Annotated in this window: 8 protein-coding genes; 3 read left to right on the top strand and 5 right to left on the bottom strand. The window is 78.0% G+C overall.

Annotation, left to right across the window (positions count from 1 at the left end; all coding sequences use genetic code 11):
• The coding region (locus HLB09_RS08195) for a SigB/SigF/SigG family RNA polymerase sigma factor (protein WP_212770761.1) at positions 1 to 958 on the top strand (958 nt) is incomplete at its 5' end.
• Between the two features lie 90 nt (positions 959 to 1,048).
• Here the strand turns inward: HLB09_RS08195 and HLB09_RS08190 are convergent.
• Positions 1,049 to 1,546 carry a hypothetical protein gene (locus HLB09_RS08190; protein ID WP_171202902.1) on the bottom strand — a complete coding sequence of 166 codons (498 nt, stop codon included), beginning with the start codon at positions 1,544 to 1,546 and terminating at the stop codon, positions 1,049 to 1,051.
• Between the two features lie 395 nt (positions 1,547 to 1,941).
• Here HLB09_RS08190 and HLB09_RS08185 point away from each other — a divergent pair, with 395 nt between their 5' ends.
• On the top strand, positions 1,942 to 2,190 hold the full coding sequence (locus tag HLB09_RS08185; RefSeq protein ID WP_171202901.1) for a WhiB family transcriptional regulator: 249 nt from the start codon (positions 1,942 to 1,944) through the stop codon (positions 2,188 to 2,190).
• A gap of 132 nt (positions 2,191 to 2,322) precedes the next feature.
• Here HLB09_RS08185 and HLB09_RS08180 read toward each other — a convergent pair whose 3' ends face one another.
• Both HLB09_RS08180 and HLB09_RS08175 read right to left on the bottom strand, forming a co-directional pair.
• On the bottom strand, positions 2,323 to 3,804 hold the full coding sequence (locus tag HLB09_RS08180) for a sensor histidine kinase (protein WP_171202904.1): 1,482 nt from the start codon (positions 3,802 to 3,804) through the stop codon (positions 2,323 to 2,325).
• 78 nt (positions 3,805 to 3,882) lie between these two features.
• Positions 3,883 to 8,988, bottom strand: a complete 5,106-nt coding sequence (locus HLB09_RS08175) for an NAD-glutamate dehydrogenase (RefSeq protein ID WP_171202900.1) — start codon at positions 8,986 to 8,988, stop codon at positions 3,883 to 3,885.
• Between the two features lie 83 nt (positions 8,989 to 9,071).
• Between HLB09_RS08175 and HLB09_RS08170 the strand changes: the two genes are divergently transcribed.
• Positions 9,072 to 9,578, top strand: coding sequence for a DUF2505 domain-containing protein (locus HLB09_RS08170; RefSeq protein WP_171202899.1), 507 nt, complete (start codon positions 9,072 to 9,074; stop codon positions 9,576 to 9,578).
• A gap of 49 nt (positions 9,579 to 9,627) precedes the next feature.
• On the opposite strand, the gene HLB09_RS08165 is transcribed toward HLB09_RS08170, so the two are convergent.
• Positions 9,628 to 10,131, bottom strand: a complete 504-nt coding sequence (locus HLB09_RS08165; RefSeq protein WP_171202898.1) for a DUF6912 family protein — start codon at positions 10,129 to 10,131, stop codon at positions 9,628 to 9,630.
• Positions 10,132 to 10,210: 79 nt separating this feature from the next.
• Positions 10,211 to 10,927, bottom strand: a 717-nt coding sequence (locus tag HLB09_RS08160; RefSeq protein ID WP_171202897.1) for a WS/DGAT domain-containing protein, incomplete at its 5' end; no start/stop codon positions are given.

Here is a 10,927-nt window from a genome sequence, read left to right as displayed (position 1 = left end):
CCCCGCGCCGCGGAGCCCCCGGCCCAGCGCCGCCCCGGCCCGCGTGCCCGCGCCCGCCCCGCCTCCCCCCATCGAAGCTGCTCCCGTCCAGGCCGCTCCCGTCGACGTGGCCCCGGACGACCTGGCTCCCGTCGACGGGGCTCTCGTCGACGGGGCTCTCGTCGACGGGGCTCTCGTCGACGGGGCTCTCGTCGACGGGGCTCTCGTCGACGGGGCGCCCCTCGAGGCGGCCCCTGCGTCGACCACCCCCCAGCAGGCGGCGGTGGACGCGCTGGTGCGCCTGGACGCCGGGGACCCGGCGCGGGCGCTCGCCCGCGACCGCGTCGTCGCGGAGCACCTGCCCCTCGTCGAGGCGCTGGCCCGCCGCTACACCGGGCGCGGCGAGCCCTACGACGACCTCGTGCAGGTCGGGACCATCGGCCTGCTCACCGCCGTCGACCGCTTCGACCCAGGGCGCGGCGTCCCTCTCGGCGCCTTCGCCGTGCCCCACGTCCTCGGCGAGATCCGCCGGCACTTCCGCGACCGCGGCTGGGCCGTGCGCGTCCCGCGGCGGCTGCAGGAGCACGGTCGTGCGGTGGCGGACGCGCGCGCCGCCCTCGTGCAGTCCCTCGGGCGCGCCCCCACGGTCGCCGAGGTGGCCCGCGCCTGCGGCCTCGACGAGGAGGTCGTGCTGGCCGCGCTGGAGTCGGCGGGCGCCTACGCCACCGTCCCCCTCGACGACGACGCCCCCTCGCAGTGGGCGGCCGAGGACGCCGGGCTCGCGGAGGTCGAGGACCGCGCCGTCCTGCGCCCCCTGCTGGAGGCGCTGCCCGCCCGCGAGCGGCGCATCCTCGCGCTGCGGTTCGTCCGCGGCATGTCGCAGAGCCAGATCGCGGCGGAGGTCGGCATCTCGCAGATGCACGTCTCCCGCCTCCTGGCGCGCACGCTGGCCCAGCTGCGCGACCGCCTCGCCGACTAGGCGCGGCCGACCGCGTCCCCCACCGCCTCGGCGGCTCCCCGCGCGGCCGGGCGCTCCGGGGGCCTGCCCCGGCACCAGGGCAGGGCGGCCTCAGAGCAGGGTGCCGTCATCCTCCGAGCGCACGGCCGGCAGCGCCCGCGTCACGGCGCCGCTCGCGAGGGCCAGGCCGACGACCGCCGCCAGGGCCGCCACCCCGAGCGCCGCCCACCAGGTGCTCGAGCCGCTCGTCTCGGCGAGGACCACCTGCACGGCGACGAGCAGCTGGAGGAGCTGCCAGACGAGCGCCGGCGCCCGGCCGCGCGGGCGGCCCCGCGCCATGCCGACCGCGCAGCCGCCGAGGAGGGCCGCCAGGGCGACGGCGAGGACCGCCGTGCCGACGGCGAGGCCGGCTGACGCGGCGAGCCCCTCCCCCGTGCCGACGACGTAGATGAGGGCGACCGCCACGAGGAGCAGCGCCTCGACCCCGAGCCCGACGACCACGAGGCGGACGGCCGGGGCGGCGGCCCCGACCGGCTCGTCGGGGTCACGGGAGGCTCCCCGGTCCTCCGGCCCGCCGGGCCGCTGCTCGTTCGCGCTGGGACCGACCACGCCCCCACGGTAGCCAGCCGGTCCGCGGCGCCCCGGGACCCTCGGCGATCCCCTCGCACCCGGGAACACGCCTCCGGTGGCGGCCGTTGCACCCCGCATACACCATGAGCGGACGCCGGAGGACCCCGGTGCGGCCCGCCGTCGGGAGGGCCACCGGCCGCCCCGACCCCGGGCGGCCCGGAGCGGGAGACGGACCGACACGCAGGAAGTTCCCAGCGTGTGAACCCTTGAGGAACGGCTCCCCCTCTGTGATCCTCGTCCCAGGACGAGGGGCACCGCTTCGGCGGCGCCCCTTTTCGTGGGACACGCTCGTGAAGACCTTCACAAGCGCGGGAGGTCCGAGCCCGTCCCGCCGCACACGACCACCGCCGCACGACCGACCTGGAGGACCACCCATGGACTGGCGCGACAAGTCCGCCTGCCTCGACGAGGACCCCGAGCTCTTCTTCCCCATCGGGAACACGGGCCCGGCCCTGCTGCAGATCGAGGAGGCCAAGGCGATCTGCAAGCGCTGCCCCGTCGTGGACACCTGCCTGCAGTGGGCCATCGAGAACGGCCAGGACGCCGGCGTCTGGGGCGGAATGTCGGAGGACGAGCGCCGCGCGCTCAAGCGCCGCGCCGCCCGCGCCCGCCGCGCCGGCTGACGCCCTCCGCGGCTCGCACCGCCCCCGGCCCGCCGCCGGGGCTCCGAGGCCCCCGGTCCCGCACGGGACCGGGGGCCTCGCCGCGTCCGGGCACGCTCCGCCGCGACGCACCTCGCCGACGGAGCAGCGGGCTCAGCGCGCCGCCACCTCGCCGAGCCGGCACCGCACGCGCACGGCCGTGCCCGGGCCGTCGTCGCGGTTCTCCCACCGGATGTCGCCGCGCAGCTCGCCCCGCACGAGCGTCTGGACGATGCGGCTGCCCAGCCCGCCGCCCCCGGGCGCCCTGGCGCCGACGCGGAAGTCGGCGGGCAGGCCCACCCCGTCGTCGCACACCGCCAGGTCGAGGCGGGCGCCGTCGCGCTCGGCGCGGACCTCGACCGTCCCGTCGCGGTCGGCCAGCCCGTGCTCGACGGCGTTGGTGACCAGCTCGGTGATGACGAGCGCCAGCGGCGTCGCGTCGTTGGGGTCCACGAGCCCGAAGGAGCCCGTGCGGCGCGCCTTGGCGCGCGCGCCGGGGGTCGCCACCTCGGCGGCGAGGAGGAGCCCGGTGTCGACGAGCGCGTCGAAGTCGACGGACGCGTCGTGGGTCTGGGAGAGCGTGTCGTGGACGAGGGCGATGGTGGACACGCGCCGCATCGCCTCCGCCAGGGCCGCCTTCGCGTCCGGGGACTCGATGCGCCGCGACTGCAGGCGCAGCAGCGCCGCGACCGTCTGGAGGTTGTTCTTCACCCGGTGGTGGATCTCCCGGATGGTGGCGTCCTTGGAGATGAGCTCGAGCTCGCGGCCCCGCAGCTCGGTGACGTCGCGGCACAGGACGAGCCCGCCGACGCGCACGCCGTCCTCGACGAGCGGCACCGCGCGCAGCGACAGCGCGGCGCCGCGCGTCTCGACGTCCGCCCGCCACGGCGCCTTCCCCAGCAGCACGATGGGCAGCGACTCGTCCACCGGGCCGCTCGTGTCGATGAGCTCGCTCGTCACCTCGGGCAGCAGCCGCCCGGCGAGCTGGCCGATGAGCCCCAGCCGGTGGAAGACCGCCTGCGCGTTGGGGCTCGCGTAGAGGACGACGCCGTCGGCGTCCACGCGCACGAGGCCGTCGCCCACGCGCGGGGAGCCGCGGCGGTGCGTGCTGGGGGTGTCCTGGTTGGGGAAGCGGCCCTCGGCGACCATGCCCATGAGCACGTCGGCGCAGGCCATGTACGTGAGCTCGAGCCGGCTCGGCATCCGCAGCGACACGGCCGTCGTGTGGCGGGACAGGACGGCGACGCGCCGGCCCGCTCGCTGGACCGGCGCCGTGGTCGTCCGGACGGCCGAGTCCTCGTCGTGCTCGGGCTCGCCCTCGCTGACGACCTGCCGCGTGGCCCACGCCTCGTCGACGAGCGGGCGCCGCCCCCGCGGCACCCGGCGGCCCACCTGGTCGTCGTAGTAGGCCGTCGGGCCGGTGGAGGGGCGGCAGTGCGCGACGGCGACCCAGTCCTCGCCGCCGGAGGCGGGCACCCACAGGACGAGGTCGGCGAAGGCGAGGTCGGAGACCATCTGCCAGTCGCCGACGAGCAGCCGCAGCCACTCGGCGTCCACGGGCTCGAGGTCCGTGGCGTCGCGCAGCAGGTCGCTCATCGTGGGCACGCGCCGACCCTACGGCGCGCGCCCGGCGCCCGGCCGGGTGACGGCCGGGCGGGTGGCGCCCGCCGGTCGCTACAGCGAGCTGGAGCGCACCGCCCCCCGCAGCAGCCGCAGCGCGACCGACAGGGGCGCGATGTCCCCGCGCTCCAGGCGCCGCACCTCGTCGAGCACCCGGCGCGCCCGCTCCAGCGGCCCCGGGTGCGCCGCCTCCCACGCCTCGACGCGGGCGTCGGCGCGCTCGACCGAGGTGCCGGCAGCTGCCGCGGGAGGACCCTGGGCGGCGTCGTGGGCGAGGACGGCGTGGACGAGGGTGTCCAGGGCCGCGTAGAGGTCGTCGCGCAGGGCCCCGCGGGCGAGGGTCTGCCAGCGGTCCTCGCGCGGCAGCGAGGCGATCTGCCCGAGCAGGTCGTCGACGCCGTAGCGCTCGGAGAGGGCGAAGTGCAGCGCCGCGACGTCGTCGACCGGGGCGCCGGTGGCCGACGCCGTCCGGGCGACGTCGAGGAGGTCGTACTCGTCGAGCAGCCCCGCGACGTGGGCCGCCAGCGGCTCGGGGAAGCCGTCCGCGACGAGGGAGGCCGCCTGCCGGTCGAAGCGGGAGCGCTCGCGGCCGCGCAGCAGCTCCCCCACGCGCCCGCGGTAGCGGGCGACGACGGGCTCCGCGGCCGCGACCTCGGCGGCGACGTCGAGCACGCCCGAGCGGTTGTGGACGTACCAGCGCACGGCCCGGTCGAGCAGGCGGCGCAGCTCCTGCGTCGCCCGGGTCTGCGCGGCGGTGGGCACGCGGCCGTCCTGGGCGCGGATCGCGGCGTAGACGCCGGGAGCGTCGAAGACGGCGCGGGCGACGGCGTAGGCGCGCACGACCGAGGCCGAGGACGCCCCCGTCTCCTCGGTCGAGCGGAAGGCGAAGGTGATGCCGCCGCGATTGACGAGGTCGTTGACGAGGCAGGTCGTCACCACCTGGCGCCGCAGCGGGTGCTCCTCGAGCCGCTCGCCGAAGCGCTCCACGAGCGCCGACGGGAAGTAGTCCCGCAGCATCTGCTGGGCCCACGGCTCGTCGGGGACGTCGGACGCCAGGACCTCGGCGGACAGGGTGGTCTTGGCGAGCGCCAGCAGGACGCTGGACTCCGGGGTGGTGAGGCCCAGGCCGTCGTCGGCGCGGGCGGCGAAGCCCGCGTCGTCGGGCAGCGCCTCCAGCGCCCGGTCGAGGTGCCCGTCGCGCTCGAGGCGCTGCACGAAGCGGTGGTGCACGGGCAGCAGGCTCGGCGCGAGAACCCGCACGTCGCCGAGCAGGGTGTTCTGCTCGTCGTTGTCGGTGAGTACCAGGCGCCCGACGTCCTCGGTCATCGCCATGAGCAGCGCGTCGCGCTCGGCGCGGTCGAGGTCCCCGGCGGCCACGACCTGGTCGAGGAGGACCTTGATGTTCACCTCGTGGTCGGAGCAGTCGACCCCGGCGGAGTTGTCGATCGCGTCGGTGTTGAGCGCCACCCCGTGCAGGGCCGCCTCGACGCGGCCGCGCTGGGTGAGGCCGAGGTTGCCGCCCTCGCCGACGACGGCGCACCGCAGGTCGGCGCCGTTGACGCGGATGGCGTCGTTGGCCTTGTCCCCCGCGTCGGCGTGGGTCTCGGTCGACGCCTTGACGTAGGTGCCGATGCCGCCGTTCCAGAGCAGGTCGACGGGCGCCTGGAGCACGGCGCGGATGAGCTCGGGCGGCGTCATCGCCGTCGTCGACGCCGGCAGCCCGAGCACCGCCCGCACCTGCGGGGTGATCGGGACGGACTTGGCCGTGCGCGGCACGACGGCGCCGCCCTCGGACAGCAGCGAGCGGTCGTAGTCGTCCCAGGACGAGCGCGGCAGCCGGAAGAGCCGCGCGCGCTCGGCCCACGACCGCTCCGGGTCCGGGTCGGGGTCGAGGAAGACGTGCCGGTGGTCGAAGGCCGCCACGAGGCGGGTCCGCGTCGACAGGAGCATCCCGTTGCCGAAGACGTCGCCGCTCATGTCGCCGACGCCGACGCAGGTGAAGGGCTCGGCCTGCACGTCGTGGCCGAGCTCGCGGAAGTGGCGCCGGACGCTGACCCACGCCCCGCGCGCCGTGATGCCCATGGCCTTGTGGTCGTAGCCGACCGACCCGCCGGAGGCGAAGGCGTCGCCGAGCCAGAAGCCGTGCTCGGCCGCGACGGCGTTGGCGAGGTCGGAGAAGGTGGCCGTGCCCTTGTCGGCGGCCACGACGAGGTAGGGGTCGTCGGCGTCGTGGCGCACGACCCGCTCGGGCGGGCGGACGGCGCGACGGCCCCCCTCGGCCGGCGCCAGGTCGTCGGTGACGTCGAGCATCCCGTGGACGAAGGCTGCGTAGCAGGCCCGGCCCTCGGCGGCCCGCTCGTCGCGCCCCACCTCGGGCGCCGGCGCCCCCGTCGTCGACGAGGCGAGCAGCCGCTTGGCGACGAACCCGCCCTTGGCGCCCGTCGGCACGATGACGGCGTTCTTCACCACCTGCGCGCGCACGAGGCCGAGCACCTCGGTGCGGAAGTCCTCGCGGCGGTCGCTCCAGCGCAGGCCGCCGCGGGCGACGTCGCCGAAACGCAGGTGCACCCCCTCGACGCGCGGGGAGCAGACCCAGATCTCGTGCACCGGGCGCGGCTGGGGCAGCTCGGGCACGAGCCGCGGGTCGAGCTTGAAGGCGAGCGCCGCCCGGCCGTCCCGGGCGCCGGGGCGCTCCGGGTCGTCCGCCCCCGGGTGTCCGTCAGCCCCGTGCCCGGCGACCTCGGGGCCGTCGACCTCGGGGTCGCGCTGGAAGGCGTTGGTCCGCGTCGTCGCGAGGACGAGCGAGAGCACGGCGCGCAGTGTGCGGTCGGCGTCGAGGCCGTCCACCTCGCCGAGCGCGGCGCGCACGCGCGCGGCGACCCGGGCGGCCGCGACGGCGCGGGCGGGCGTGACGTCGTCGGCGAGCGCGGCCGGGTCCACGCCGGTCTCCTCGAGGTCCTCGGCCGACGGCCCCCCTGCCGAGACGCCACCCGCCCCGGCGGGCAGGTCGGGGTCGAAGCGCGCGGCGAAGAGCTCGAGCAGCCCGCGGACGATGCCGGTGTGCGCGAGCAGCGTGCGCTCGACGTAGGTCTGGCTGAAGGGCAGCCCCGCCTGGCGCAGGTACTTGACGTAGGCGCGCAGCACGGAGACCTGGCGCCACGTCAGGCCGGCGGCGAGGACGAGGCGGTCCAGCCCGTCGGACTCCGTGCTGCCCCGCCACGCCTGCCAGAAGGCGTCCTCGAGGAGCTCGCCGGGGCGCCCGGGCGGGGCCTCGCGCGCCCACTCCCCGGCGGTGTACCGCAGGCCGAAGTCGAGCAGGTGGGCCTCGTGCAGGGGGCCGGCGACGGCGGGGGTGCCCTCGTCGCCCGTCCCGCCCTCGCCGTCGCGCAGCCCGGCGCCGCCGGGCGCGCGCGGCTCGAGGCGGTAGGGCCGCTCGTCGAGGACCTCGACGCCGAGGTTGGCGAGCACGGGCAGCACGCTCGTCAGCGGCAGGGGCGAGCGGCGCAGGAGCGACAGGCGGTGCTCGTCCGGCCCCGCGTCCGGGGGCGTGCGCAGGTGCAGGACGGTGTCGGCCTCCCCCGCCTCGACGCGCTCGAGCCGGGCGAGGTCGGCGACGGCGTCGGCCGCGGTGAAGTCCTCCTTGTAGGCCTCCGGGAAGGCCGCGCCCCAGCGGCGCAGCCGTCCCCCGGCGGCCTCCTGGCCGACCTCGGCGGCCAGCGCCACGGCCAGGTCGTCCTCCCACGTGCGCACGACGCGGGCGAGGTCGTCGACCAGGCGCGCCTCGTCGACGTCGGCGAGGCCGCCCTCGCCCTCGGGGGCGCGGACGACGAAGTGGATGCGGGAGAGGACCGAGCTGGCGACCCAGACGTAGTACTCGACCTCCTCGGCGCGGAAGGCGCGGCGCAGCAGCTCGGAGACCCGCAGGCGCACGGCCGTCGTGTAGCGGTCGCGCGGCATGTAGACGAGCACGGAGACGTACCGGCCCCACGGGTCGGCCCGCAGGAAGGCGCTCGGCGCCCGGCGGTTCTGCAGGCCGAGGACGGCGAGCGCGGTGCTCGCGAGCTCCTCGACGCCCGCGAGGCGCAGCTCCTCGCGCGGGAACGTGTCGAGGACGGCGAGCAGGTCCCGCCCCGTGTGGCTGTCGGCGGGGACGTCGGCGAGGCGGAGCACCTCGGCGGCGCGGCGGTCGAGCAGCGGCACCGTGAGCAACGACTGCGTGGAGGACCCGGGCGCGTACAGCCCGACGACGCGCAGCTCCCCCGCCCGCTCGCCCGCCTCGTCGTGGAGGGCCGCCACGACGTGGTCCACGTGGTCGCGCCGGGCCACGCGCGAGCGGACGTCGCCGAGGGCCAGACGCAGCTCCTCGTCGTCGCGCAGCGGCGCGGCGAGAGCCGGGGGCAGGGCGTCGACGGCCCGCCCGCCCGCCGCACCGGGGGCGTCGGCCCGGTCGGGGCGCAGGAGGCCGAGGCCCCGGGGCTCCGCGCCCGGGCGCAGGACGCGCGCGCCGAGGACGACGAGGTTGCCGTCCGCGACCCAGCGCAGGTAGCGCGCGGCCTCCTGCGCCGCGGCCCCGGCGGGCATGGCGTCGGCAGCGGCCCGCAGCAGCCCGAGCACCTCGCCCGTGTCGGCGGCAGCGGCCCGGACGTCGGCCACGACCCCGCGGACCCCGCGGACGGCGTCGTCGAGGCGCTCCTCGTCGACCGGGTCCACCTCGACGTGGATCCACGAGACCGGGTCGGCCCCCTCGCCCGGACGCAGCACCGGGTGCACGACGGCGCGGACCCCGAGGCCCTGGCGCTCGAGCTCGGCGAGCACCGAGTCGACGAGGTGGGCCACGTCGTCGGTGACGACCTCGACGACGGCGTGCAGGCCGCGCCACTGCGACCCGGCCGGCAGCGCGCGCACGCGAGTGGTGCCGGGCTCACGACCCGCGGCGAGCTCGGCGTGGCTGCGGGCGGCGCCCACGAGCTCCTCCGGCGAGCGCTCCGCGAGGTCGGCCAGCGGCGCGCGGCCCCAGTACGCCAGGAGCAGCTCGCGCAGGTCGCCCCCCGCGTCGTCCGGCCCGGCCCCGCCCGAGGGGCCGCCCGAGGAGCCCGCGGCCTGCGCCGCCACGTCCGAGAGGAGCTCCTCGACCCGCCCGTCAACCCCGCCGCGCAGCATGCCCGCGACCCTACCGACGGGCGCCCGGCGCGCCCGGTCGCCACCCGTGGCCCCCGTGCGGGCCCCGCCGGTACCGTCCCGGCATGCGCCTCTCCGCCGACGTCCGCTACCCCGCCAGCGCCGCCGAGGTGGGACGGATGCTCGCCGACCCGGGCTTCGTCGACGCCCGCGACGAGGCGACGCACCCCCTGTCCCACTCGGCGCGGGTCGAGGGCTCTCCCGAGGGCGCCTTCGTCGTCCGCAGCACCCGGGTGATGCCGACCGACGACGTGCCGCAGGTCGCCCGCCGCTTCGTCGGCGACAGCCTCGAGCTGCACCAGACGGACAGCTGGACGGCGCCGTCGGCCGACGGCGGTCGGACGGGGACGATGACGATCGAGGTCGTCGGGGCGCCCGTCGTCCTGCGCGCCGACCTGCGCCTGGAGGCCGACGGCGACGGCGCGTGCACCGAGCGGATGGCGGGCGACCTCAAGGCCTCGGTGCCCCTGGTCGGCGGCGCGCTGGAGAAGGCCGCCGAGCCGGCCGTGCGCGCGGCCATCCGCAGCGAGGAGGCCGTGGGCCGCCGCTGGCTGGCCGAGCGCGCCGGCTGAGCGCGTCCCGCTGAGCGCGTCCGGCCCGCAGGACCGGTCCCGCGACGCCTCAGCCCCCGGCGACGAGGTCGCGCAGCTCGGCGGCGTCGTACCAGAGCAGGTCGCCGTCCTCGGCGCCGTCGACGACGAAGGCGGCGTCCTCGTCGCCCGCACGGGCGGCCGGCAGCGCCTCCGCGGCCGCCCGCACGGCCTCCTCCGCGGCGGCCTCGTCGCAGTGGGCGCTGACCACGGCGCGCAGCGGCACGGGGGCGCCCAGCGCGACGGCCGAGGGCGGCTCGTCGTCACCGGGCCCGCCGAGGGCCCGCGCGTCGCCGTCGGGGACGTCGGCGGCGAGCACGAGGCGGCGGCGCGGCGCCGCGGCGTCCTCCGCGAGGAGCGCGAGGGAGTCGGTGGCCGCGTCGAGCAGGGCCGAGAACTCGAGCTCCTCGTCGTCGCCCTCGACGTACCACTCCCGCAGCGCGGGCGTGGCGGCGCGGGCCCGGCCGGGCGGCACCTCGCCGGCCTCGAGCCAGGCGGCGAGCAGCGGGAGGGTCGCGGGGACGTAGACGCGCACGGGTCCATCCTGCCGCCCGGGCGGGCGCGTCGGCGCCGCGGCGGGGGCGAGGGGCGGAGCGGCTCAGCGGCTCAGCGGCTCAACGGCTGGGCGCGGCGGTGGCGTCGACGAGCTCGGCGAGCGCGTCGGTGACGCACGCGGCGAGGACGTCGAGGTCGGGGACGCCGTCCCGGTCGGCGTTGAGGCCGTAGGAGACGACGCCGTCGTAGCTCGTGACGCCGACGGCCAGCCCCTGCCCCGCCGCGAGCGGGATGACGGGGTACGCGGCCCGCAGGCGCACCGGGCCGACGTAGAGCGGGTGCTGGGGGCCCGGGGCGTTCGTCACGACGAGGTTGAAGACGCGGTGGCTCAGCGAGCCGGCGACGCGCACGCCGAGGGAGTGCAGCGTGGGCGGCGCGAAGCCCGCGAGGCCGGCGAGCTGGCGCGCGCCGACGCGGCGGCCGCCGGCCCCGTCGCGCATCGCGAAGGACAGCTGCTGCAGCCGGACGACGGGGTCGGGCTCGCCCACCGGGAGGTCGACGAGGTGGCCGACGACGCTCGTGGCGGGCAGGACGGCGCCCGTGGGCGCCTCCCCCGGCTCCCGGGCCCCCCCGCCGGCGTCCCCGTCGGCGGACCGCACGCTCACCGGCACGAGAGTGCGCACCACGGTCGAGGGGCCGACCGGGAGGCCGCGCGCGAGCATCCAGCCGCGCAGGGCGCCCGCGAGGACGCCGAGGACGACGTCGTGCAGGTCGGTGCGGGTGGACAGGCGCGGCGGCTCGGCCTGGCCGCCCGCCCCTCGCTGCTGCCCGAGCCT

Source organism: Pseudokineococcus marinus (assembly GCF_013004605.1).
Taxonomy (GTDB): domain Bacteria; phylum Actinomycetota; class Actinomycetes; order Actinomycetales; family Quadrisphaeraceae; genus Pseudokineococcus; species Pseudokineococcus marinus.
The sequence above is the reverse complement of the archived record's forward strand: the minus strand, read 5'-3'. Positions and strand labels throughout refer to the sequence as shown.